We start from the raw sequence: 24,128 nt of genomic DNA, 5'->3' as shown, positions 1-24,128 counted from the left end.
GATTCCTGTAGGAGCTGCCGAAGGCTGCGATCTTTTGATCTTGTTTGACCGTATATATGGATATCCGTATATTCGTTTTCCCGCATATGGCGAGCCGATCACCATGATCACCCCCACTGAAGTCTTCAAAAGCCTCGCCGACGAAACCCGCGTCCGCGCCATCCTGCTCATCGCCGAGCAAGGTGAACTCTGCGTCTGCGAGCTGATGTGCGCGCTCGACGACAGCCAGCCGAAAGTCAGCCGCCACCTCGCGCAACTGCGCAGTAATGGTTTGCTGCTCGACCGTCGTCAGGGCCAGTGGGTGTATTACCGGCTCAACCCGGAGCTGCCGGCATGGATCGGCGAAATCCTCCAGGTGACCGCGAAGGCCAATACCGATTGGCTCCAAGACAACGCCGCGCGCCTGCAACACATGGATGGCCGTCCCGTGCGCGAACGCAACTGCTGCTGAATCTTCAACTTTCCACGGAGCGCATCGATGCGAGTCCTGTTCATGTGCACGGCCAATAGCTGCCGCAGCATTCTTTCCGAAGGCATGTTCAATCACCTGGCTCCCCCTGGTTTCCAGGCGGTGAGCGCCGGCAGTTTCCCCAAAGGTCAGGTGCTGCCGCGCAGCCTGTCGACTTTGCAAAAGCACGGCATCGCCACCGAGGGGTTGCACAGCAAAGGCAACGACGCTTTCGAAAACGATCCGCCGGATATTGTCATCACCGTCTGCGACAAAGCCGCCGGGGAAACCTGCCCGGTGTATTTCGGCCCGGCACTGAAAGCGCATTGGGGGCTGGAAGATCCGTCCGAAGTGCACGGCGACGAAGCGGCAATCGACGCGGCATTCCAGGCCACCCTGATGCGCATCGGCGAACGCTGTCAGGCCTTCCTCGATCTGCCGTTTCACTCGCTCAGCCGCGAGCAACTGAAAGCCGAACTCGACCGCATCGGCACGCTGTAAGGAGGCCCTATGTCAGACCATCTGCCCAACCTTGACCTGAGCCTGTTTGATGAAGTGCGCACGTCAATTACGGGCGAACACAAACCGCGCATCCTCCTACTCTACGGATCGACCCGTGAACGCTCCTTCAGCCGCTTGCTGGTCGAGGAGGCCGCACGCCTGCTTGAACACTTCGGCGCCGAAACGCGCATCTTCAATCCGTCCGGTCTGCCACTGCCCGATGACGTCCCCGTCGACCATCCCAAGGTCCAGGAACTGCGCGATCTGGTGTTGTGGTCGGAAGGCCAGGTCTGGTGCTCGCCAGAACGCCACGGCGCCATGTCCGCCGTGTTCAAAGCACAGATCGACTGGATCCCCCTCGAACTCGGCGCCGTCCGCCCGACTCAAGGCAAAACCCTGGCGGTGATGCAAGTCTGCGGCGGCTCGCAATCGTTCAACGTGGTCAACCAGTTGCGCGTGTTGGGGCGCTGGATGCGCATGTTCACCATCCCCAACCAATCCTCGGTGCCGAAGGCCTACATGGAGTTCGACGAAGCCGGGCGGATGAAACCCTCGCCGTTTTATGACCGTGTGGTGGATGTGATGGAAGAGCTGGTGAAGTTCACCGTACTGCTGCGCGGCCAGCAGGCGCATCTGGTTGATCGTTATTCCGAGCGCAAGGAAAGTGCTGAACAGTTGATGGCGCGGGTGAATCAGCGGTCGATCTGACCCGCCAGTGGCGATCCAGGCTCAATTCCTGTGGGAGCGAGCCTGCTCGCGAAGGCGCCATGGCTGGCACACGGCCACGGCTTGCGTCTCCCAGTCTCGGCTGTCACCCTTCGGGCCGTTCTCAAGGATCAGAACCAGGAATCACGGATGAGTGGCTACGTACCCAACCCCCCGAAAAATTATCGTTACGAACAAGCCAAACCCGTCGATATTCATGCCGAGCGTTGGGCGGAATATGAGAAGTACGGGAAAGAACCTGCGCGCGAGCCTGAGAAAATCGGGATCGCGTTGAGGATTGGGGTTTTCTTTGATGGCACGGGCAACAACGCAAACAACTCTGCTGCGGGGTTGTTGTGCGGTGCTCAGTATCCGATTGCGCCTGAGGATATCGATGCCAGTTGCGAGCCCTATATGCGCAATCCAGACAGTAGCTATGCCAATGAAACAACCAACGTTTACAAACTGAGCGAACTGTACTTCGCACCTCAGAAAGCCGAAGGAGACGGCTCGCGCAAGCGGGCGTTTCGCAGGGTGTACATAGAGGGGATTGGCACTCAATCGGGAGAAGAGGACAGTACGTTTGGATCAGGCACGGGCCGTGGAGACACTGGTATAGCGGGTCGTGTCCAACAATCATTTAGCGAGATCAAATCGCGTATTGAAGATGTAATTAACGAAAATCCAAACAGTGAAATTACCTCGCTGACTTTCGATACGTTCGGTTTTAGTCGAGGCGCAGCTGCCGCGAGGCATTTTGCCAATGCAGTCGTCCGTGGAAAACAAGGGCCACTTGGAGATGTATTGCGCAACAATGCGAGCGACTTTAGTCGCACCTTTATCGATCAGTACCAAGGCAGCATCAATATGGGGTTCATCGGGCTGTTTGACACGGTGCCGTCGGTTGCTGGCTGGTCGAATTTTGGCAACGTTAAAAGTCCTGTGGCCACGGGTATCAAGCTCTATCTCGACCGGCGGTTTTTTACTGACGTCGTTCAGCTGTCGGCGCGGGACGAATATCGCGCTAATTTCGCGTTGAGTCGCGTTAAAGCCGACCACTTGGAAGTCACTCTTCCGGGTGTGCATTCCGATATCGGCGGCGGTTACCGCGATGACATTGAAGAGTGTGTACTCGTCAGTCCAATGCAAACGCTTGAGGTCTCGAAGTTTACCGACGTATCTACTACGTCGATCTACCGCGATGCCATGGTTATTAAAAATGAGTGGATCTCAAGGGGATGGCCCGAAGATCTGCTGGAAATTGTTACGCCGGACGCGCTTCTCCTGCCCGTGGATCAACAGGACCGGCTCAGTCCCCGTAGAAAGCGCGTCTATGCAGCTCTGCAACTCAAACGTCCCGTAAGCGGCTTGCTGTCGAGGGTATATCTTCGGGTGATGCACAGCTTGGCAAAGGAGAAGGGGGTTCGCTTCGATGATATTCCAGTCACGGCTGCTTTGGCGGTCCCGTCAGAGCTTCAGGCGTTGTGCGATCGATTTGTCGCACGTGACTACACCACAACTCAGCAAGAGGAAAACCTGCTGAGGTTGAAATACATTCACATGTCCGCAAACTGGAATCATCCTCTTGGAAGAAGAGATGGCAGTGGAGTGCGCGCCGTCTATATCAATGCGCCCACCTCAGACGCGATTCGCGTGCAGCATCCCCACGTACCTGACTGGACTCTTTGGTAATGAAATTATTTGTCGCCCTGCTACTTGGCGTGTGCATAACGGGTTGCCAGTCTTCTGATCTGCTCTCAGCCAAGAGCGATCCAAAATCGAAATGGTGGGAGCTGGCTTTCACTGAGCCCGATTACATGAAGGTATGGGTGGAGGACAGTTCGGTGCAGGACATAACCGGCAGAGTTTTCTTTAGAACCGGTGGGGGGACTGCTGCTGGCGGAGAGCCTGAAGACGGTACTGACTCTGCCCGCGGCTGGACAGGGGTGGGGGGCAGCGGTAAAAGAGTGGTGGGGGCCGATCTACCCATTCGTATCTATGTTCGCTGGCAATCAATCGTTGAACAGAAAACGTGGCAAGCGTGGGTGGATATTCCAGAGAATGCCAGACAGATAATGGTGACTTCCACCAGTCAACGGTGCCCCGACAGACCTGACAGGACAGCACGCTTCATGGCCTCTGTTTACCTGGGACTTGCGCCGGGTGGTGTTGTTCAGGTGTGGGTGAGAGACTCATGTCATCGACCGATAAAGGTTGCTCGAACGCAAGGCGAGGTTGAGCCGCTAGGGCCGGAGCTTGGGAAAAACGGTGGTCGCTACGCATACCCCGTCAGCGAAAAGTCAAAGCGGTATATCGAGAAATATGGCATCCCATACGGAAGTTGGTAACCGCTGAAACCGTGAGTCGACCATTGTGCTGCCGCGCTCAATATCGATGTACGGCCGCCAGTGCACTGATCCGCTACCGGCTCTTTTGGTGAATACACAACTCACTCCTCAAATCAAAACCTCAAACGCCGCACTACCCAACACCTCTCCATTTACCATCACCTGCACCCCGTGCCGCCCGGCAAAATGCTTGCGCGTCGTAAAATCCTTGATTACTTGATTCCGTCGCACCACCTCAGTCCCGAATCCCACTAATCCCAACGTCTTTAACTTGAAAACCTTGCTCGAAACCCCGCCATTCGCCTTCACGTACTCAATCGCATAATCAATCACCAGCCTCTGCTCACCCGCCACCGTGGACTTCACCGTAAACGACAGAGTAATAGGCTCACCCAGCCTCACCACCGCCGGCTCAACTTTCACCTCAAGCAACTCAACCTCAGCCTTCGCGCCCGCGCCAATCACCGTCAACGCGCGCAAATCGCCCTGCTTGATCAAACTTCGCAACGCATGTTTGGCAATCCAGGCGGTGTGCTTGTTCTCCAGCGACCAACCTTCAATCGTGTCCAACACCCACTCCGGATGCACCTTCGTCACGTCATTCAAATGATTCGCCACGGACTTGCGCACGTACAAACTCTCGTCCGTCTTCAACCGATCCAATATCCCGGCGGCCAATTGCGGATTGGCTTGCACCGGTTCCAACCGAAACGACCACGGCAGGCGAGGGCGGCTGCCTTCGCTGGCTAGGCGTCGCACGTGGTGGTTTTCGTCTAGGGTCCAGTCATGCATCTGTTCCAGCGAGCGTTCGAGGTCGCTGCGCAGAAAGTGGCGGATGGCGAATTCGGAGGAGCCGAAGGTGGTGAAGTACTTCAGCGCGTCCATCGAGGTGTAGAACGCATGGGCGCCGTAGCTTGCCACGTAGTGCGGCAGGCACATGCTGACGAAGCCGCTGTTCAGGCGTGGTGCGAGTTCGCGCAAGACGTCGAGGGAATCTTCGTAATTCAGCGGCAGCACGGCATGCAGGCTTTCGGCGACCCGTGCCATGCGTTGCATCACCGACAACTCCGCCAGCCCATGGTTGGCATGCTTGAGAAAAGCCTTGGCCTTGAACGCCGGATACACCGCGCTCATTTCGCCAGCAATGTGCTGCAGGCGCTCGGCGTTGAAGATTTCCTTTAACGCCGGGGCGGCGCTGTCGGTGGTGCTCATGTCAGTTCATCGGTGTGCTGATGAAGGCGTCAGTGCCTTCTGCGTAGGCGGTGTATTCGGCAATTCGCGGATAGCGTATGGCGTCGATCTGATCCGGCACGACGAGGTCGGTAAAGCTCCAGGCAACCGCCAGGCTGATGCCATCCTGGGCGAGCGAGCCGTCGACGGGCAATTGGCGATGCTCGAGTTCCTTTTCCAGCGCGGTAAACGCAGCGGCGAGTTGGCCTTCAACGCGTTCAACCCAAGGTTGATATTGAATCTCGGCCGGGCGCAGGTTGCGTTCGTAATACAGCTGCACGGCTTTTTCGCAGGCGGCGAGGCTGAGGCCGATCAGGTGCAGGGCTTCAGCGCGCTGGGACAATTCTTTCGGCAGCAGGCTTTTGCCGGACGCGTTTTCGAGGTAGTCGAGAATCAGCGTCGAGTCCATCAACACCAGACCGTCGTCGAGGATCAGCGTGGGCGCCTTGACCACCGGGTTGATCTGCTGGAATCGTTCGAAATGGCGGAACACCGAGACCGACTCGTGTTCGAGGTCGATCCCCAGGCATTTGGCGCAGATCGCTACGCGGCGCACATAGGGAGAGTCGAGCATGCCGATCAGTTTCATGACGCGTTCCTTCAAGTCGAACCGGTGGGAACGCATAACCTAGCCGAGCCTGAGGCAATTGTCAGTCGTCGAACCCGGGCTGCTCGTGAATTTCATCAACGTTCAAGCCCAGCCGATAAGCCACCGCTACGAACAACGCCTGACATAGACACAGCGTCGCACTCAACGACCGAAAGGCCAGCGCGCTGCCTTCGTTGACCAGCAACACGCTGTCGGCAAGTTTCGCCAGTGGCGAGAGCGGGCTGTCGGTGATGATCAGCGTATTGGCCTTTTGCTGCCGGGCGAAGCGCAGGCAGTGCCGGGTTTCCTCGGCGTAGGGCACGAAGCTGATGGCGATCACCAGATCGTTGGCGCGCACGCTGCGCATTTGCTCGCGATAGCTGCCGCCGATGCCGGAGACGAGATGGATGCGCTTCTGCGTGTGTTGCAGGTTGTAAACCAGATAGTCGGCGACAGCGAACGAGCGGCGGACCCCGACCACATAGATGTCGTCGGCATTGACGATGAGATCGACGGCTGTATCGAACGCTGCGTCGTCCAGTTCGCGGCCCAAGCGTTCGAGGCCCAAGAGCGTTGCATCTATGCACTCGCGGGCGAGTTCGCCGTTGTTGGCGGTCTGCGAGTTGTTGGCGATCAGGCTGCGGATGCGTTGCTGATAGTTTTGCGCCGGCGTGGCTTTGTGCGTCCAGGCCTGGCGGAACAGCGCCTGCATTTCACTGAAACCGCTGAACCCGAAGCGCTGCGAGAAGCGCACGATGGCCGACGGATGCACCTCGCATTCACGGGCGATGTCGCTGATGCGGTCGACCATGATTCGTTCGCTCTGCTGGCTGATGTAACTGGCGATACGTTTGAGCTGGCGCGGCAGGGCGTCGTATTCCTCGGTAATCGTTTGCAGCAGGCGCTCGGCAGTGATCGGAGCGCTGCCTGGTGAATGCTCGTCGGTAGCCGGCAGAGCGTGGCGGGGCATAAGGCATCCTTGAGGCAGGTTGATCACGCGGTGGGCCTGATAATAGAAGGGCTGCGCGGACTTTGCCGGGCTGAAACGATGCACCTTGCGAGAATAATTTTGGCTGTCGGCGGGGTTATGGTTAGCCGTTTGTCTTCTATATACAGCCGCTCGACTGAATTTCTTGCTATAAACGCACTCCGATGGCCGTGTGAAGCCTGTGTCAGAGCAGTTTCCAGGTCCTGTCGGACAAATTCCCTGTATTTACAGTTGCTGAGGTCTTGATCGGGCCTTAGACTGCCGCCCCTCGTAAATTGAGTGCCGGGTGGCGTTTGCAATAAAACGATGCCTTTTCGACGGCCGACACGGTTCGCCGAAACGCTCCCTTATTCGCCTTAATGCACGTTTTTTTATAGAGATATCAATGACAAAGGACAAGTTGCTGGCCATGCCGGCAGATGACTACATGAATGCAGAGCAACACGCTTTCTTCACTGAGCTGTTGCAGAACATGAAAGTCGAAACCCACGAGCGCATTGAGCAAAATCGTATCGCCATCGAAAGCCTGGACACCCCGGCTGACCCGGCGGACGCGGCTTCGGTTGAAGAAGAGCGCACCTGGCTGGTCAACGCGATCGACCGCGACCAGCGCATGCTGCCGCAACTGGAACAAGCCCTTGAGCGCATCAAGGACGACAGCTTTGGCTGGTGCGACGACAGCGGCGAGGCCATTGGCCTGAAGCGCCTGCTGATCAGCCCGACCACCAAGTACTGCATCGAAGCTCAAGAGCGTCACGAGCAGATCGATAAGCACCAGCGTCAGGCCTGATTCCATGGTCGCCCCCTGAATGGGGGGCGCCTGCAAAAGATCGCAGCCTTCGGCAGCTCCAACAGGAGTTGCGGGAGGCTGCGATCTTTGCTTTTGCTCGTCTGCACTCTTGCCAAGCGTTGCATTGACCTGCCACAGACCCCACGACTAACGGACCATGGATAATGGCGTTGTAGTGGCGTTTAATGCGGGTACAACAATGACAACAAAAGTGGGGTGATCAAGATGACGAGAGATGGATCTCTGGTTGCGGCGCTGCCTGCACCAGTGCTTTTGCCGAAAAACCGCTGGATCGCGCCGACCCTGCAAAGCATCGCCCTGATGCTGTTGCTCGCCGGCATGGCCCTGGCCGAATGGTCGCTGTACCTCGGCATGCCGCTGGCGATGCTGATTGTCTGGCTGCCGCGCCTGCGCTCGCGCAGGGTTGCAGATGCGGCGCCGGTTGATACTGCCGGCGCATTGTCTGCACTGACTCGCGATCTTTCCTACACCACCAGTCACAACGCACTATCCGCAGCCGGCGTGGCGTTCTCGGTCAAGGCGCTGGCGGGCAAACTTGAATCGCAACTCGATGCGGCGGCGCAGATCGTCAGTAATGCCGAGGTGATGATCGCCACCGAACAGGCGACTTCACAGCTCAGCCGCGACGCACTGGATGCCGCCAGCGAAGCACATCACAGCAGCGCGGCGGGCCGTAGCGAACTGCTCGACTCGATCGCGCGGATGCAACAACTCAGTCAACGCGCCAATGCCAGCCGCGAATTGATCGAAGCCTTGAGTGCGCGCAGTGATGACATTCAGCGCGTGACCCTGGTGATCCAGTCGATTGCCAGCCAGACCAATCTGCTGGCCTTGAACGCCGCGATTGAAGCGGCGCGGGCCGGTGAGCATGGTCGCGGTTTCGCTGTGGTCGCCGATGAAGTGCGCGGATTGGCCGCGCGCACGGCGGCGGCCACGGGTGAGGTCGGTGAAATGGTCGCAGACATTCAGCTACGCACCGCGCAAGTGGTGGCGCAGATTCGCGAGTTATCGAGCGATCTGCACACTGGTGTCGAACAGGTCGAACACACCGGCCAGCATCTGGAGAACATCGCGCGACTGGCAGCCGGCGTCGAAACCCAAGTCAGCGAAATCGCCCGTGGCGCGCAAACCAATCGCGAGCAGCTTGATGCGCTGTTCAGTGCGATTGAGCAAATGCGCAGCGATCTGGCGATCAGCGATCAACAGACCCGCCGTCTCGCCGAGGCCGCGGTGCAGATGGAGGGGCAGGCGGAAACCATCAGCGAGCGCCTGGCCGAGGTCGGTCTGGACGACTATCACCAGCGCATTTATGACTTGGCCCGTGAATGCGCGAGCCAGATCGCCGCGCGCTTCGAGGCGGATGTCGAGCAGGGGCGGATCAGCCTGGATGATTTGTTCGATCGCAGCTACCAGCCGATCCCGGGCACCGAACCGGCGAAATTTCAGACCCGGTTTGATCGTTACACCGATCAGGTCTTGCCAGCGATTCAAGAGCCTTTGTTATCGCGCCACGAGGGCTTGGTGTTCGCGATTGCCTGCACGCAGCAGGGTTATGTGCCGACGCATAACCAGGCATTCAGTCAGCCGTTGACCGGTGATGTGCAGGTCGACACGGTGAACAACCGCACCAAGCGCAAATTCACTGACCGCACAGGCATCCGCTGCGGCAGCCATCAGCAACCGGTGCTGTTGCAGACATACACGCGCGACACGGGTGAGCTGATGCATGACTTGTCGGTGCCGATCATGATCAAGGGCCGGCATTGGGGCGGGTTGCGGCTGGGCTACAAACCGGAGAATAAACGCTGAGATTATTACCGTTGACGCAATGAATCTGTGCACGGCGGTTGCTGTTTCCTCCCGAAGGAAAGCTTTAACCTGCGACTTAGTTAGGTAGCTAATTATTTCGGAGGGCACATGCAGTGCAAGGTAGACGTGGCAGTGATGATCGGCAGCGGCGTTCCGGCCGGATTACGCGCGATGGGGCGCAGTGTGTGCTGGGTGGTTTTGCTCAACGGTGAGCGTCGCGGCACGGCCTTCGCCAGTCGCGATGAGGCGGAAGAGTGCAAGGCTGCCTGGCTCGAACAATTGAACATCGAGCCCGGCGACAGCCTGCACTGATCGCCCTTATTTGCCGCGATGCAAACGTACGTTCAGCTCATCGACAATCGGCGCTTCTTCGCCGTCAGCGCGCAGCCACTCTTTGAGTAACTCCGCCTGCTGGGGCGTCCAGAAATCGGCATCGATCAGTTTGGTTTCCGAGTCCAGCGGGTGGGCTTCGACGAAATCATTGATCGACGCTTCATCGGACGGCAGGCCCAACTGATCGAAAAGGGTGGTCAGGTTTAGCTCGGTTGGCAGTTCCATCATCTACTCCTGGGTCGGTGCCGGTACGGCTTGTTCATTCACTCACTTATCAGAGGCAGTGGTTGGCGCGGAGTTCGATTTTTGATTCGAGCGAGCGGGCGAGGGCGCACGCTTCGTTGTGATTGCCGCGGAAACCTCTGACACGGCCGGTGGATATTTCCCTGATATGAAAGAAGGCGATGCCCGCCGGTACCACCTGAAAGTGCGGGGTTTGCTGATTGTTAGAAGATGTCGGAAGGTTATCCATAGCGGCAACCTGCATTGTCAGAGATGGGTCGATTCGCGCGTCAGCCGACGTGGCAAAATGAGTCAAAGTGCACATATGAAGTCCTTTTCATCAGTCGGCCGGGATTTAACGGCCGTTGCGGGTAGTCGTAACGAGCATCGCTGCTCTAGAATCGCCAGAACCTGTTGACGACCGGGCTTATCTAAAGCAATTTTTCGCCGGCGATATGTCGGAAGAGTGCTTTTTTTCGTGAGAAATTTCCCTGAAGTTCGTAGTCAGATTTGCTCCACTCGCACTTGAGGCTTTTTCCTTCAAGGTTTGGCGATTTCAGAGCGGGTTTCACTAATGACAATCCAGTAGTCTACGGACCTCGCGATTGAAGAGCGCTTTGCTCGCCGCGGGTTATTGAGTGATTTTGCAGTTTTCATCGGCCTTGCCGTTTTTTTGCCGTGGGCGTTTTTCGCTGCGCGGTTTTTCAAATGTGGGGATGTTTCTTTGGCAGTCAGTAACCTCGATATGCATGCTTTGTTCGTGCTGGGTGATTTGCGTGCAAAGCTGGTCAAGCAATTCCAATCACGTTTTGTTTACATCACCGAGCAAAACGCCGAAGGCATCTACATCGCCGAAATCGACACCGAAAGTGCATTGGTGGTCGATGACAAACCGGGGCTCAAACTCAAGGTTGGCGACCATTTCATTGCGTCGGTCCTGCCCAGTCGTGAAGGCGGCAAGATGGACATCCGTTTTCGCGATATCAAACTGACGGTTTACGGCCTGGGCGACTACGCGTTTGTCAGCACGGCCGACGGTCACGCGATCCTGTTCAGGGAAGGCCACAGCGTCGTCACTGTGTTCGCCGCCAATGAGCAACTGCAGGAAGGCCTGGCCAAAACCTTGAAAGCGGTTACCGCCAAAGCCGCCAAATGGCGCAAGGGCGAATTGGTCACCTTCAAGGCCAGCGAGTGAAGCGCGCAGACTTTCATTCGCAAAATCTCGACAGCGCACGCGACGAAGCGCAGCGCTTGTTCGCCCGCAAGGCTGAACTGCAAGGTGCCTGGCTGGGTTGGGTGGCGTCGCAGATCTATGCATTGCAACCGGCGGCTTACGCCAGCATGGTCAGACGTGAGCTGCAAAGCCTGCAGGAAAAGTCTGAAACGTAACCTCGCACGCAGCGGCCCCCGGAAAAAGCAGGAACCTTGGCTAAAGTCAGTTGACTGAGTCATTCAGAGGCTTGCGTTTCTGTCAGGCCAACTGCCATTGCTGTGAACAGCACGAGGTGCGATGCATGAACGGATTTCGACGGTTACTGGCCGCCAGCGTGGCCACCTTTGGTTTGCTGATGTCAGCGCAATCGCTACAGGCGGCACAGACGCCGATCCACTTTGCCGACCTGAACTGGGAAAGCGGCAGCCTGATCACCGAGGTGCTGCGGGTAATCGTCGAGAAAGGCTACGGCTTGCCGACCGATACCTTGCCGGGTACCACCATTACCCTTGAGACCGCACTGGCGAATAATGACATTCAGGTGATTGGCGAGGAGTGGGCCGGGCGCAGTCCGGTCTGGGTCAAGGCAGAAGCCGAGGGCAAGGTCGTCGGCCTGGGCGATACGGTCAAAGGCGCCACCGAAGGCTGGTGGGTGCCGGAGTATGTGATCAAGGGCGACCCGGCCAAAGGCATCAAGCCACTGGCGCCGGACTTGCGCAGTGTCACTGATCTGAAGAAATACAAGGACGTGTTCAAGGACCCGGAAAGCCCGGGCAAAGGGCGTTTTCTCAACAGTCCGATCGGCTGGACCTCGGAAGTGGTCAACAAGCAGAAGCTGACAGCGTATGGTCTGCAGGATGACTACACCAACTTCCGCAGCGGCTCGGGCGCCGCGCTGGATGCCGAGATCGGCTCTTCGATTCGTCGCGGCAAACCGGTGTTGTTCTATTACTGGTCGCCGACGCCACTGCTTGGCAAGTTCAAGCTGGTGCAACTGGAAGAGCCACCGTTCGATGCCGAGGCGTGGAAGACCCTGACCGACGCCGATAATCCCAATCCGAAACCGACCCGCTCGCTGGCATCGAAGCTGTCGATTGGCGTGTCTACGCCATTTCAGAAGCAGAATCCGCAAATTGCCGAGTTCTTCAGCAAGGTCGATTTTCCGATCGAGCCGTTGAACAAGGCGCTGGCGGATATGAGTGACAAGCACACCGCGCCTCGTGACGCGGCAGTAGCGTTCATGAAAGCGCATCCGGATGTGTGGCAAGCGTGGCTGCCCAAGGATGTGGCCGACAAGGTGACGGCTGATCTGAAATAACCCGGTCAATGCAGCGCACCGCCGACCGGTCGTGCACCGGCAAAAAATCCGACTACGATGGTTTGTTCAAATCCCTTTGAAGGATTTCAACCATGACCTTTGTGTTGGCTCAATGGCTGGTGACTGTCTTCGCCGCAATCGGCCTGATGCACGTGTATTGGGCGCTGGGTGGGCAGTGGGCGGCAGCGGTGGTGGTGCCGCAAGTGCCGGTGTCGGGCTTTGTCGCGACGGTGCGCCCTGCGTTCAAGCCTTCAGGCTGGCTGACTTTGTCAGTGGCCGCTGCGCTGCTGGTGATCGCGGTGCTGGTTTGCATGCGGGTCGGTTGGGGCATGCCGGCGGTTCAGCACAAGGCGCTGCAATGGGTGATCAGCGCAATTGCGTTGTTGATGTTTGCCCGTGCGATCGGCGATTCGAATCTGGTCGGGTTTTTCAAGGAAGTGAAGGATTCGCGATTTGCGCGGCTGGACACCTGGGTGTATTCGCCGTTGTGTGCGCTGCTGGGAGCGGGGTTGTTGGCGGTGGCTTGGGTCTAGAAAAGCAAAGTCAAAAGATCGCAGCCTTCGGCAGCTCCTACAGGGAAATCCTATTCCAAATGTAGGGGCTGCCGAAGGCTGCGATCGTTAAATTCACTAGCTACCGCTCTCAGTCCGACGACTGCTCACCTCAGCCGGCACATCATCCCCAGCCATACGCTTGCGGAACAACGCCGCCCGCGCCAGCAGCAAGGTGGTGACCGGCACAGTGATCGCCAACAGAACCGGAATCAGCCAGGCATGCACCACCGGCCCGGATTTCAGCGCTGAAAAGCAGATGATCGACGCCAAGGCTACACACCATGCCCCGATTGTCGAGGCTAATGCTGGAGGGTGCATGCGCTGGAAGTAATCCTTCATGCGCAGCAATCCGGTTGCGCCCAGCAGGGTAAACACGCCGCTGAGCACCAGCAGGACCGCCACCGGGATCTCCACCCATAAAGACAATTCGGCATTCATTCGATCACCTCGCCACGCAGGAGGAATTTCGCCAGGGCAAACGAGCCGACGAAGCCGAACAGCGCAATCAGCAGCGCCGCTTCGAAGTAGGTATCACTGGCGTAACGAATGCCCAGGGTCAGCATCATCAGCATGGCGACGATGTACAGGTAATCCAGCGCCAGTACCCGATCCTGGGCTGACGGCCCCTTGAACAGGCGCACCAGGGTCAGCGCCATTGCCACGCAGTACAGAAACAGCGTCAGCAGAATCGCATTCGACAGCAATGGGCTCATTCGAAAATCTCCATCAACGGTCGCTCGTAAGTGCTTTTGAAGTGCTCGATGAACTGCGCTTCGTCGTCCAGATCCCAGACGTGCAATAACAGAACGCTGCGGTCCAGTGCCAGTTCCGACCATACGGTGCCGGGCACCACGGTGCAGATCATTGCCAAGGCTGCCAGACCGTGCGCATCGCGCAGGTCCAGCGGTACTTTGATAAAGCATGATCGCGGTGGGCGACGTCTTGCGTTGAGAACGCCCCAGGCGACGATCAGGTTGGACATGATCACGTCACGGCCGACCAGAAAGAACAGGCGCAGGATGGCCATGGGGTTGCGGATGCGCGCACGTTTTGGCCGCAGTTTGCGCATCATCAGCGGCGCGGCGAAACCCAGGGCGGCGCCGAGCAGCAGGTTGCCCGGGCTGACCGACAGGTTCAGGGTCAGCCACAGAATCCACAGGGCCAGCGATAGCCACGGAGCCGGAAACAGTCGGTTCATGGCTGCACCTCGAGCATGTCGGCTCGAGCCTGCGGGCTCGGCACCGCACGGGTGCCAAGCACGGCGAGCACATATTGCTGCGGATTGTTCAGCGCATCGGCGGTGGCCTGGGTGTAGCGCAACAGCGGTTCAGCCTTGAAAGTCAGGGCGATGCTCAACCCCAGCAGCAGGAAAATCGGTGCGCATTCCAGTTTGCGCAGTAGCGGCGACGGGCGCTCCTCTGGGGTCCAGAAACGCTGGATGCCGAGGCGCGAAAAGGCCATCAGCGAGGCCAGACCGGTCAGGATCAACAGCGCCAGCAATCCCCACGCGCCGGGAGTCAGCGGCGCCGCGGTGCCGAGCCCCAGCGGATTGAGCAACGCGCCGATCAGGCTGAGCTTGCCGATAAATCCGGACAGCGGTGGCATGCCGATGATCAACAGCGCGCAGGCAATGAAGCTCAAACCGAGAAAGGCCATGGTCCATGGGATGACCTGGCCGACCACGGCTTTCTGCTCGTCGTCCAGATTGATGCCCTTGGGCGGCTGCAGCGATTCCTGTGGACGCGGTAGCAGTTCGCTTTCGTCCTCAAGGGGAATCTCGTTGGCCGAGCGCGAGCGCTCGATCAGTTCGGCCAGCAGGAACAATGCACTCAGCGCCAGGGTCGAGCTGACCAGATAGAACAACGCCGCGCCGATCAGGTTCGGCTGGGCGAAGCCGATCGCCGAGAGCAGGATGCCTGCCGACACCAGAATGCTCAGGCTGGCCATGCGCTCCAGGCGCTGTGCGGCGAGGATCGCCAGCCCGGCGCAGGCCATGGTCGCCATGCCGCCGTAGATCAGCCAGTCGCCGCCGAAGAATGCCGAGGCGCCGGCCTGACCGGAAAACCACAGGGTCCACAAGCGCAGCAGGGTGTAGACGCCGACCTTGGTCATGATCGCGAACATCGCTGCCACCGGCGCGCTGGCCGAGGAATAGGCCGGCACCAGCCAGAAATTCAGCGGCCACATGCCAGCCTTGGCCAGAAACGCTACCGCTAGAATCCCCGCCCCCGCATGCAGCAAACCACGGTCGGCTTCCGGTACCAGCGGGATCTTCATCGCCAGATCGGCCATGTTCAGCGTGCCGGTCACCCCGTAGATCAACGCCGCGCCGATGAGGAACAGCGACGAGGCCAGGAGGTTGATGGAAATGTAATGCAGCCCCGACGACACCCGCGCTCGACCCGAGCCATGCAGCAACAAACCGTAGGATGCGGCGAGCAGTACCTCAAAGAACACGAACAGGTTGAACAGATCCGCCGTCAGGAACGCGCCATACAGGCCCATCAGCTGAATCTGAAACAGCGCGTGGAAACTCGAGCCGGCGCCGTCCCAGCGGGCCATGGCAAACAGCAGGGCGCTGACGCCGATGATCCCGGTCAGCACCAGCATCAGTGCCGACAGGCGATCAACCACGAGGACGATGCCGAACGGTGCCTGCCAGTTGCCCGGCAGGTACACGCCGATCGAGCCGGGCACCCCAGTGGTCTGGGTCCATTGCAGCAGCATGACCGAGATGAAGAGGCCGACGAGGCTGGAGAACAGATTGATTTTCGCCTTCAGCGGCCGGTGCTTTTCGCCGAGCATCAGCATGATCGCGGCGGTGAGCAGCGGCAGCAGGATCGGTGCGGCAATAAGGTGAGTCATCGCCATCATTCTTTAGGCTCCCGGCCGTCGACGTGGTCGGTGCCGGTCAAGCCGCGGGAGGCGAGCAATACGACGAGAAACAGCGCGGTCATGGCGAAGCTGATGACGATTGCCGTCAGTACCAGCGCCTGGGGCAGCGGGTCGGTGTAGTGCAGCAGATCCTGGGTCACGCCGTCCTTGATCACCGGCTCCTTGCCAATGAACAGGCTGCCCATGCTGAAAATGAACAGGTTGACTGCGTATGACAGCAGGCACAGGCCCATGACCACCTGAAAGGTTCGCGGGCGCAGGATCAGCCAGACCCCGGATGCGGCGAGAATGCCGATGGCGATTGCGATGACTTCTTCCATCAGACGGCTCCTTTGCTGGCGACGGACTTGGGCAGCGATGCAGTCTTGTGACCACGCACCGATTGGTGGGCGAGGGCGGTGAGGATCAACAACGTCGACCCGACCACCACGGCGTAGACGCCAACGTCGAAGAACAGCGCACTGGCAATATGGATATCGCCGAGCAACGGCACGCTGATGTGCCAGGTATGAGTGGTCAGGAACGGATAACCGGCCAGCAGCGCACCAAGACCGGTGGCAGTGGCGAACAACAGCCCGGTGCCCATCCAGCGCAATGGGCGCAGGCTCATTTGCGCCTCGACCCACTGCGTGCCGGCCACCATGTATTGCAGGATGAACGCCACCGACATCACCAGCCCGGCGACAAACCCGCCACCCGGTTGATTGTGGCCACGCATGAACAGGTAGAACGACACCACCAGCGCGACAGGCAGCAGCAGGCGCACCAGTACCGCCGGAACCATCATGAAGCCGAGCGCGGTGTCGCTGGCCGAACGCGGGTTGACCAGATCGGTGACCACGTCCGGCGCGAGCAGGCGTTGCTGGGCCGGCAATTGCAGGCTTTCTTTCGGCGGGCGGAAGCGCCGCAGCAGGGCGAACACGGTCAGCGCCACAGCGACCAGCACGGTGATTTCGCCAAGAGTGTCGAAGCCACGGAAATCCACCAGCATCACGTTGACCACGTTGCTGCCGCCGCCCTCAGGCAGGGCGCGACTGAGGTAGAACGAGGAAATGTGATTCGGCGTCTGCCGGGTGAGCATGGCGTAGGACAGCAGGGCCATGCCGGCGCCGACGGCAATCGACAGCAGCAAGTCGCGCAGACGCCGAATGCGCGCCTTGCGCAGGCTGCTTGGCAGTGGCGAGACTTCTTCGATGCGGCGCGGCAACCAGCGCAGGCCGAGGAGGATCAACACCGTGGTCACCACTTCGACCGCCAGTTGCGTCAGCGCCAGATCAGGCGCCGAGAACCAGACAAAGGTCACGCAGGTCATCAGGCCACAGACGCTGACCATGGTCAGGGCGGCGAGACGGTGATACTTGGCTTGCCATGCGGCGCCAAGGGCGCAGGCAATCGCCAGCAGCCACAGGGTCACGAAGACAATGGAACCGGGGATTTTAGGCCGGTCGCCCCAGGTCAGAGTGCTGTGCAGCATCGGGATCAGACCGGCGAGCACGGCGGCCGAAACCATCAGAAACAACTGCATCTGCAAGCGCTTGGTGCCCAGGCGCCGCTCGACGCGCCGGGCGATGCGCATCATCACGACCAGACTGCGCTCGAACAGTCGCTTGCCGTTGAAGCGGCCCACTAGCGGCGGGTACTTGAAACGTCCCAGCTTGAACTGCTTGCGCAGCAACAGATACAGGAGGATGCCGCCGGACATGGCAATCAGGCTCATGATCATCGGTGCGTTCAAGCCATGCCAGATGGCCAGGCTGTATTCCGGCAAATCACCACCGACGACCGGCAGTGCCGCAGCGGCAAGCAATGGCCCGACGATCTGCGCCGGGAAAATCCCCACCAGCAGACAAGTGAAGACCAGCAGTTCCACCGGTGCGCGCATCCAGCGCGGCGGTTCGTGCGGGGTGTGTGGCAAGTCAGTAGCGGTGGGGCCGAAGAACACGTCGACGGTGAAGCGCAGGGAGTAGGCGACGCTGAACATGCCGGCGATGGTCGCAACGATCGGCAGACTGGTTTCGACCCACGCGGTGGCGTTGATGAACACGGTTTCGGCGAAGAACATTTCCTTCGACAGGAAACCGTTGAGCAACGGCACGCCGGCCATTGAGGCGCTGGCGACCATGGCCAGCGTTGCCGTGTAGGGGATCAGTTTGATCAGGCCGCTGAGCTTGCGGATGTCACGAGTGCCGCTTTCGTGGTCGATGATGCCAGCGGCCATGAACAGCGAGGCTTTGAAAGTGGCGTGATTGAGAATGTGAAAAACCGCGGCGACCGCGGCCAATGAACTGTTCAAACCCAAGAGCAAAGTGATCAGGCCGAGATGGCTGATGGTCGAGTAGGCCAGCAAGCCTTTGAGATCGTTCTGGAACATCGCGCAGTACGCGCCGAGCAACAGCGTACAGGCGCCGGCTCCGCTGACGATGTAGAACCATTCTTCACTGCCGGACAGCGACGGCCACAAACGTGCAAGCAGAAAAACCCCGGCCTTGACCATGGTCGCCGAGTGCAGATAGGCCGAGACGGGAGTCGGTGCCGCCATCGCGTGGGGCAGCCAGAAATGAAACGGGAATTGCGCGCTTTTGCTCAGCGCACCGATCAGGATGAGGGGTAAAAGAACAGGGTAGAGGGCATGTGCGCGAATCAGATCGCCGGCGGCCAGGACCTTGTCGAGGTCGTAGCTGCCGACGACATGGCCGAGAATCATGACCCCCGCCAGCAGGCATAAGCCGCCGGCACCGGTGACCATCAGCGCCATGTAGGCACCGCGCCGTGCATCGGCACGGTGGTGCCAGTAGCCGATCAGCAGGAACGAGAAGAGGCTGGTCAGCTCCCAGAAAAATACGATCTGAATCAGGTTGCCAGAGATCACCAGGCCAAGCATGGCGCCCATGAACGCCAGAAAAAATGCGAAGAAGCGCGGCACCGGATCGTCCGGCGACATGTAATAACGAGCATATAAAGAGACAAGTGTGCCGATGCCCAGCACCAGCATCGAGAACAGCCAGGCGAAGCCGTCCATGCGCAAAATGAAGTTCAGCCCGAGGCTGGGCAACCACATGAATTCTTCGCGGATCACGCCGCCGTGGGCAATTTGCGGGTACAGCATCGCCACCTGAACGGTGCCGATCAAAGCGACCAGGCCCGCCAGCAAGGACTCGGCATTACGCGCATTGTGCGGCAGCACAGCTGCCAGACAGCTGCCAATGAATGGCAGAAGCAGTAGAACTATCAGGGACATAGGCTTCTAATCTGCGGAGGTTTGTGAAGCATCATACGTGCCAGCTCCCTGATCGCCAAACGCGAGGATGTCGCAGAATCCTACAAAGTAGTCTGGAATTTTGTGTTTGGCGTTGTTTCTCCGAGGGATATGTTGCCGCAGATGACCTCATCGCGAGCAGGCTCCCTCCTACAATTTGAAACGCTTCCACCTGCAAGAGTGAGCCTGCTCGCGATAGCTGGATGGCAGACGCAACCTAGCCAAGGGTCTCCCGCTCCAGCTCATCCTGTGGTTGAACAACCTTACCCTTGGTCTTCAACTCACTGACAATCACCGCCACAACAATCAACCCGGCCCCAACCAGCGCAATCGCCGGCAAGCGCTCCCCGGCAATCCGTCCGACAATCCCGGCCCACACCGGTTCACCGGCATAGATCAACGTCGCCCGAGTCGGCGAAACGCTCTTCTGTGCCCAGTTCATCGCCACCTGAATCGCGGCACTCGCCGCGCCCAGGCCTAAAGCTGTGGCCAGCAACAGCCAGGAAAAATCCGGTAGCGCCTCACCGGTCGGGACTACTAGCAGGAACGACAACATCGCCGTGACCGCCAGTTGCACCACCGTCACCCGCCGTACATCAACCTGCCCGGCGAATGTGCTGATCAGAATGATTTCGGCAGCGATCGCAACGGCGCTGATCAATGTCGCGATTTCTCCGGGACTGAAATTCAACGCCGCCCCCGAAGGGCCCGACAACAGCATCAATCCGGTAAACGCCAGCATGATCCCGATACTTGGCATCAGTCCCGGTCGACGGCCAAGTACCAGCCATTGCAGCAGCGGCACAAACGGCACATACAGCGCGGTAATGAACGCCGACTGGCTGCTTGGAATACTTTGCAGCCCGACTGTCTGCAGGCCGTAACCGAGCATGATCGCCACGCCGATGAACGATCCTGCCTTCACTTCGAACAAGGTCAATTCACGCAGGTGACGCCAGGAAAACATCGCGACGATCGCCGCCGCTGCGGCAAAGCGCAGGCCGACGAAAAACATCGGCCCACTGACCGTCATGGCGTGTTGCACCAGCAGGAACGTGCCGCCCCAGATCATGGTGATCAGCACCAGCACGCACTCGGCTTTGCTGAGGCGGGAGAAGCGGATTCGGGAAGGAGAATTGTTTGGCGACATCATGACCTTGCGCACTGTAAAAGAGAGGCCGCACAATGCCGCCAACGTTGCGCAGTATACTGCCCAACCCCACCGAGTGAGCAATATAGTGCACAAAGATTCGACTCAGCGAGCCTCCGTCCTGCAACACGTCAGCCAGAACGTCCGACGTCTGCGCCATGCGGCTGACATGAGCCAGACCGCGCTGGCGGAAAAATCCGGGGTCAGCCGACGGATGCTGGTGGCGATCGAGGCGGGGGAAAAGAATGTCAGCCTGACCACGCTCGATCGCGTCGCCGAAGCGCTCGACGTGGCCTTCAGCGATCTGATTCAGGCCCCCGATGCACGCGACCCGAGCCGGATCAATGAGATTGCCTGGGCGGGCACGATTCCGGGCAGCAGAGCCGTGCTTCTGTCCAAAGCGTCTGCGACCCGCGCAGTCGAGCAATGGGAATGGTGTCTGGAACCGGGCGAGATCTACCCGTCGCAACCGGACGCCGACGGCTGGAGTGAGCAGATTTATGTATTTGAGGGTTGCCTGACGCTGATGCTCGACGATCAGCCGCAGCACATCAATAAAGGAGAGTTTTTCATGTTCGCCAGCAATCAACCGCATTCATACCGCAACGATGGCGAAGTTGCGGTGTGGTTCGTACGTAATGTGGTGATCTGAATGGCGCAATCTGCGGACATACTGATCATCGGCGGCGGCCTCAGCGGCACCATGCTGGCGGTGCAATTGTTACGCCTGCCTGGGCAGCGAAGGATTGTGATCACCGAGCCACGTGCTGAACTCGGACGCGGTGAGGCTTACAGCGCGGTCGAGTTGGGCCATACGCTGAACGGCAATGCGGCGCGGATGAGCGTCGACCCGGATAATCCTGACGATCTGACGCAGTGGTTGAGCGAGCATATTGCTGCTGGCGGCTGGCCGGAGTCTGCTGAGCAGGATGTGCCGGTCAGCGAGCTGTTTCCGCCGCGTGGCTTGTTTGGCGTCTATGTGCAACAGCGCTTGGCCGAAGCGAGAGCGGTGGGCGCGCTGCAAGGTTCGAGCGTTGAACATATTTGTGCTGAAGCCGTCGACCTGCAAAGCGATTGCGCTTCAGTGCAGCTCACCTTGAGCGATGGCCAGATTCTGCGCGGATCCCAGGCGGTGCTGGCCACCGGCATGTTTCCCGCTGCTCGCACGCCGCAGACGCAATCCAGTGGCCTCAACGCCGCCGCGCTCGATCCCTGGGATGTTGCGGCCATGCGCGAGCTCGACCCGCAATCCACCGTGCTGATCATCGGCTCTGGGCTGACGATGGTAGATGCCGTGGTATCGCTGGAGCAGGCCGGGCATCGCGGGCCGATCGAGGTGTTTTCCCGGCATGGCCTGCTGCCGCATGTGCGCCGGCAACCGCCGGCCTGGATTGATTTTCTGGCGCAGGACCACAGCATCCGCACGCCCCGCCAGTTGTTGCGCGAACTGCGCCGGCACTGTCGCGACGCCGTAGCTCAAGGCGTTGATTGGCAGGCGCCACTCGATACCGTTCGCGCGCATATCGCTCGGTTGTGGAGTCAGGCGACTGACATGCAGCGTCGACAATTCGTACGCCATGTGCGTCCGTGGTGGGAGAGTCACCACCATCGCTCGCCACCGCTGAGCGCCGAGTTGATCGAGCGACTGCATAACGAAGGACGCTTGCGCATTCATGCCGCGTCGTTCAAGGGGCTCGAACCCGGTACGGGCGAGGCTGTGAGCATTCGCATACGTCCTCGCGGCGAGAGTGAAACATGCGTCGTGAGCGGTGTGGCGCTGATCAACTCCAGCGGCATCGAATACGACTGGCGGCGGGTCGCTCGGCCGTTGCCGCAGCAATTGCTGGCGCGGGGGCTGGTGCAGCGTGGGCCGTTGGCGCTGGGCATCGCAGCAGTGGACGGTGCAGTGGTGGATGCCGAAGGGCGCGTGAGTACCCAGCTGTTTGCCATGGGCCCGCCGTTGCGCGGGATGTGGTGGGAGAGTACGGCGGTGACGGATGTGGCAGCGCAGGCTAAAGCGTTGGCAGGGCGGTTGGTGAATAGCCTGAGAGATTGATTCGTTCTTTCGGGCCTCTTCGCGAGCAGGCTCGCTCCCACAGGGAGATTGAGGTTATGAATACAATTTGCGCCAGACTATAAATCCTGTGGGAGCGAGCTTGCTCGCGAAGGCGTCATCTGATTCAACGTCTCTGTTGAATGAAAGACCGCTATCGCTGGCAAGCCAGCTCCCACATTGGGTTTTTGTGACGGCTTGAGATTATGCAACCACGCGATAACACGGCACATACGCCGCGCCACCCGGCAACTTCATCCGGTGCTGGGCGACGAAGGCTTTCAGTAACGCATCAAGCGGTTGCATGATCGCCGCATCACCACGGATCTGATACGGCCCGTGTTCTTCGATCAGACGAATGCCCTTGTCCTTGACGTTACCGGCGACAATCCCGGAAAACGCCCGACGCAGATTGGCGGCCAGTTCATGCGGTGGCTGGTCGCGATGCAGTTTCAGGTTGGCCATGTTTTCGTGGGTCGGATCGAACGGACGCTGGAAACCCTCGTCGATCTTCAGCAGCCAGTTGAAGTGGAACGCGTCGTTGCGTTCGCGACGGAACTGCTTCACCGCTTTCAGGCCTTGAGTCATCTGCCGCGCCACTTCGGCCGGGTCGTCGATAATGATTTCGTAATGCTGCTTCGCCGCTTCGCCAAGGGTCGCGATGACGAATGCATCGAGCTGTTCGAGATATGGCGCAGCGTTCTTCGGCCCGGTGAGGATCACCGGGAACGGCAGACCTTCGTTGCCCGGGTGCATCAGGATGCCGAGCAGGTAGAGGAACTCTTCGGCCGTACCGGCGCCGCCCGGGAAAATGATGATGCCGTGGCCCACACGGACGAAGGCTTCCAGACGCTTTTCGATGTCCGGCAGGATCACCAGCTCATTGACGATCGGGTTTGGCGCTTCGGCAGCGATGATGCCTGGCTCGGTCAGGCCGAGGTAGCGACCGCCATGAATGCGCTGTTTGGCGTGGGCGATGGTCGCGCCCTTCATCGGGCCTTTCATTACGCCCGGGCCGCAACCGGTGCAGATGTCGAGGCTGCGCAGGCCCAGTTCGTGGCCGACTTTCTTGGTGTATTTGTATTCTTCGGTATTGATCGAGTGGCCGCCCCAGCACACCACGATTTTCGGCTCGACGCCTGGGCGCAGGGTGCGCGCGTTGCGCAGCAGGTGGAACACGTAGTCGCTGATGCCTTGGGAATTGCTCAGGTCGATGCGTTGGCTGTCGAGTTCGTTTTCGGTGTAGACGATATCGCGCAGGGCACTGAAGAGCATTTCGCGGGTGCTGGCGATCATCTCGCCGTCGACGAACGCGTCGGCCGGAGCATTCAGCAGCTCCAGGCGCACACCACGATCCTGTTGGTGAATGCGGATTTCGAAGTCCTTGTAGGCTTCGAGGATGGTCTTGGCATTGTCGACATGCGCGCCGGTGTTGAGGATGGCCAGGGCGCACTGGCGGAAGAGGGTGTAGGTGCTGCCGGATCCGGCTTCACTCAGTTGCTGGACTTCACGTTGAGAAAGGGTTTCCAGACTGCCTTTCGGGCTGACCGAGGCATTGATTACGTGTCGTTGGGTCATGCAGTGATCCTTAAAACGATGTCATCCACAACGCAGCGGATGGCATCCGAATAGTGTGTATCCATGAATGAAGATGGCACGATCTGCGCTGTACCGCCATGTCCCCGTTGGACGCTGAAAAGATGAA

The 24,128-nt window shown here is 59.3% G+C and carries 27 protein-coding genes; 14 read left to right on the top strand and 13 right to left on the bottom strand.

What is annotated here, in order from left to right:
• Positions 1–103: 103 nt before the first annotated feature.
• From GXB78_RS17710 to GXB78_RS17690, 5 genes are all read left to right on the top strand, one after another.
• Positions 104–451: a metalloregulator ArsR/SmtB family transcription factor gene (locus GXB78_RS17710; RefSeq protein WP_329516346.1), complete on the top strand. Its 348-nt coding sequence runs from the start codon at positions 104–106 to the stop codon at positions 449–451.
• A 27-nt stretch (positions 452–478) separates the two neighbouring features.
• On the top strand, positions 479–949 hold the full coding sequence (locus GXB78_RS17705) for an arsenate reductase ArsC (protein WP_329516345.1): 471 nt from the start codon (positions 479–481) through the stop codon (positions 947–949).
• 9 nt (positions 950–958) lie between these two features.
• Complete coding sequence (arsH, locus tag GXB78_RS17700; RefSeq protein ID WP_329516344.1) at positions 959–1,657, top strand: arsenical resistance protein ArsH; 699 nt, start codon at positions 959–961, stop codon at positions 1,655–1,657.
• Between the two features lie 147 nt (positions 1,658–1,804).
• Complete coding sequence (locus tag GXB78_RS17695; RefSeq protein ID WP_329516343.1) at positions 1,805–3,346, top strand: phospholipase effector Tle1 domain-containing protein; 1,542 nt, start codon at positions 1,805–1,807, stop codon at positions 3,344–3,346.
• Positions 3,346–4,002 (top strand): DUF2931 family protein, encoded by a 657-nt coding sequence (locus GXB78_RS17690; protein WP_329516342.1) that lies wholly within the window; start codon positions 3,346–3,348, stop codon positions 4,000–4,002. The genes GXB78_RS17695 and GXB78_RS17690 overlap by 1 nt, the downstream gene beginning before the upstream one ends.
• Positions 4,003–4,110: 108 nt before the next feature.
• Here the strand turns inward: GXB78_RS17690 and GXB78_RS17685 are convergent, their stop codons facing one another.
• From GXB78_RS17685 to GXB78_RS17675, 3 genes are all read right to left on the bottom strand, one after another.
• Entirely contained in the window at positions 4,111–5,214 is a 1,104-nt protein-coding gene (locus tag GXB78_RS17685; RefSeq protein WP_329516341.1) for a DNA alkylation repair protein, read from the bottom strand.
• A gap of 1 nt (position 5,215) precedes the next feature.
• Positions 5,216–5,821: a glutathione S-transferase gene (locus tag GXB78_RS17680; RefSeq protein WP_329516340.1), complete on the bottom strand. Its 606-nt coding sequence runs from the start codon at positions 5,819–5,821 to the stop codon at positions 5,216–5,218.
• Positions 5,822–5,882: 61 nt separating this feature from the next.
• A complete protein-coding gene (locus GXB78_RS17675; RefSeq protein WP_329516339.1) occupies positions 5,883–6,791 on the bottom strand; it encodes a MurR/RpiR family transcriptional regulator in 909 nt (302 codons plus the stop codon).
• Between the two features lie 403 nt (positions 6,792–7,194).
• Between GXB78_RS17675 and GXB78_RS17670 the strand changes: the two genes are divergently transcribed.
• The 3 genes from GXB78_RS17670 to GXB78_RS17660 all read left to right on the top strand — a co-directional run bounded on the left by GXB78_RS17670 (position 7,195) and on the right by GXB78_RS17660 (position 9,741).
• Positions 7,195–7,599 (top strand): TraR/DksA family transcriptional regulator, encoded by a 405-nt coding sequence (locus GXB78_RS17670; RefSeq protein ID WP_016775095.1) that lies wholly within the window; start codon positions 7,195–7,197, stop codon positions 7,597–7,599.
• A 225-nt stretch (positions 7,600–7,824) separates the two neighbouring features.
• Positions 7,825–9,429 (top strand): methyl-accepting chemotaxis protein, encoded by a 1,605-nt coding sequence (locus GXB78_RS17665; protein ID WP_329516338.1) that lies wholly within the window; start codon positions 7,825–7,827, stop codon positions 9,427–9,429.
• 108 nt (positions 9,430–9,537) lie between these two features.
• On the top strand, positions 9,538–9,741 hold the full coding sequence (locus tag GXB78_RS17660; protein ID WP_329516337.1) for a hypothetical protein: 204 nt from the start codon (positions 9,538–9,540) through the stop codon (positions 9,739–9,741).
• Between the two features lie 6 nt (positions 9,742–9,747).
• On the opposite strand, the gene GXB78_RS17655 is transcribed toward GXB78_RS17660, so the two are convergent.
• Positions 9,748–9,987, bottom strand: a complete 240-nt coding sequence (locus GXB78_RS17655; protein WP_329516336.1) for a DUF2789 family protein — start codon at positions 9,985–9,987, stop codon at positions 9,748–9,750.
• 49 nt (positions 9,988–10,036) lie between these two features.
• Complete coding sequence (locus GXB78_RS17650) at positions 10,037–10,249, bottom strand: hypothetical protein (RefSeq protein ID WP_329516487.1); 213 nt, start codon at positions 10,247–10,249, stop codon at positions 10,037–10,039.
• 459 nt (positions 10,250–10,708) lie between these two features.
• Between GXB78_RS17650 and GXB78_RS17645 the strand changes: the two genes are divergently transcribed.
• The 4 genes from GXB78_RS17645 (at position 10,709) to GXB78_RS17630 (ending at position 13,048) form a co-directional block, all read left to right on the top strand.
• The gene (locus tag GXB78_RS17645; RefSeq protein WP_329516335.1) at positions 10,709–11,179 is read left to right on the top strand and encodes a hypothetical protein; all 471 of its coding nucleotides are present in this window, start codon (positions 10,709–10,711) and stop codon (positions 11,177–11,179) included.
• Positions 11,176–11,373, top strand: coding sequence for a hypothetical protein (locus GXB78_RS17640; RefSeq protein ID WP_329516334.1), 198 nt, complete (start codon positions 11,176–11,178; stop codon positions 11,371–11,373). The genes GXB78_RS17645 and GXB78_RS17640 overlap by 4 nt, the downstream gene beginning before the upstream one ends.
• A 125-nt stretch (positions 11,374–11,498) precedes the next feature.
• The gene (locus GXB78_RS17635; protein WP_329516333.1) at positions 11,499–12,515 is read left to right on the top strand and encodes an ABC transporter substrate-binding protein; all 1,017 of its coding nucleotides are present in this window, start codon (positions 11,499–11,501) and stop codon (positions 12,513–12,515) included.
• A 92-nt stretch (positions 12,516–12,607) separates the two neighbouring features.
• The gene (locus GXB78_RS17630) at positions 12,608–13,048 is read left to right on the top strand and encodes a DUF3995 domain-containing protein (protein ID WP_329516332.1); all 441 of its coding nucleotides are present in this window, start codon (positions 12,608–12,610) and stop codon (positions 13,046–13,048) included.
• 96 nt (positions 13,049–13,144) lie between these two features.
• Here the strand turns inward: GXB78_RS17630 and GXB78_RS17625 are convergent, their stop codons facing one another.
• From GXB78_RS17625 to GXB78_RS17595, 7 genes are all read right to left on the bottom strand, one after another.
• Entirely contained in the window at positions 13,145–13,507 is a 363-nt protein-coding gene (locus GXB78_RS17625; RefSeq protein ID WP_329516331.1) for a Na+/H+ antiporter subunit G, read from the bottom strand.
• Positions 13,504–13,782 (bottom strand): K+/H+ antiporter subunit F, encoded by a 279-nt coding sequence (locus GXB78_RS17620; protein ID WP_016775085.1) that lies wholly within the window; start codon positions 13,780–13,782, stop codon positions 13,504–13,506. The genes GXB78_RS17625 and GXB78_RS17620 overlap by 4 nt, the downstream gene beginning before the upstream one ends.
• Complete coding sequence (locus GXB78_RS17615; protein ID WP_329516330.1) at positions 13,779–14,267, bottom strand: Na+/H+ antiporter subunit E; 489 nt, start codon at positions 14,265–14,267, stop codon at positions 13,779–13,781. The genes GXB78_RS17620 and GXB78_RS17615 overlap by 4 nt, the downstream gene beginning before the upstream one ends.
• A complete protein-coding gene (locus GXB78_RS17610; protein ID WP_329516329.1) occupies positions 14,264–15,943 on the bottom strand; it encodes a monovalent cation/H+ antiporter subunit D in 1,680 nt (559 codons plus the stop codon). The genes GXB78_RS17615 and GXB78_RS17610 overlap by 4 nt, the downstream gene beginning before the upstream one ends.
• Entirely contained in the window at positions 15,940–16,284 is a 345-nt protein-coding gene (locus GXB78_RS17605) for a Na+/H+ antiporter subunit C (RefSeq protein ID WP_016775082.1), read from the bottom strand. Before GXB78_RS17605 ends, GXB78_RS17610 begins: the two co-directional genes overlap by 4 nt.
• Positions 16,284–19,202 (bottom strand): monovalent cation/H+ antiporter subunit A, encoded by a 2,919-nt coding sequence (locus GXB78_RS17600; protein ID WP_329516328.1) that lies wholly within the window; start codon positions 19,200–19,202, stop codon positions 16,284–16,286. The genes GXB78_RS17605 and GXB78_RS17600 overlap by 1 nt, the downstream gene beginning before the upstream one ends.
• Positions 19,203–19,437: 235 nt before the next feature.
• A complete protein-coding gene (locus tag GXB78_RS17595; protein WP_329516327.1) occupies positions 19,438–20,373 on the bottom strand; it encodes a DMT family transporter in 936 nt (311 codons plus the stop codon).
• 85 nt (positions 20,374–20,458) lie between these two features.
• Here GXB78_RS17595 and GXB78_RS17590 point away from each other — a divergent pair, with 85 nt between their 5' ends.
• Together GXB78_RS17590 and GXB78_RS17585 are read left to right on the top strand one after the other, a co-directional pair.
• On the top strand, positions 20,459–21,022 hold the full coding sequence (locus tag GXB78_RS17590) for a helix-turn-helix domain-containing protein (RefSeq protein WP_329516326.1): 564 nt from the start codon (positions 20,459–20,461) through the stop codon (positions 21,020–21,022).
• Positions 21,023–22,426 carry an FAD/NAD(P)-binding protein gene (locus tag GXB78_RS17585; RefSeq protein ID WP_329516325.1) on the top strand — a complete coding sequence of 468 codons (1,404 nt, stop codon included), beginning with the start codon at positions 21,023–21,025 and terminating at the stop codon, positions 22,424–22,426.
• Between the two features lie 201 nt (positions 22,427–22,627).
• Here GXB78_RS17585 and ppnN read toward each other — a convergent pair whose 3' ends face one another.
• On the bottom strand, positions 22,628–24,001 hold the full coding sequence (gene ppnN, locus GXB78_RS17580; protein ID WP_133336521.1) for a nucleotide 5'-monophosphate nucleosidase PpnN: 1,374 nt from the start codon (positions 23,999–24,001) through the stop codon (positions 22,628–22,630).
• Positions 24,002–24,128 lie beyond the last annotated feature (127 nt).

Source organism: Pseudomonas moraviensis subsp. stanleyae (assembly GCF_036283065.1).
In the GTDB taxonomy this organism is placed as follows: Bacteria; Pseudomonadota; Gammaproteobacteria; order Pseudomonadales; family Pseudomonadaceae; genus Aquipseudomonas; species Aquipseudomonas stanleyae.
This window is presented reverse-complemented; position numbering and strand designations above follow the sequence as displayed.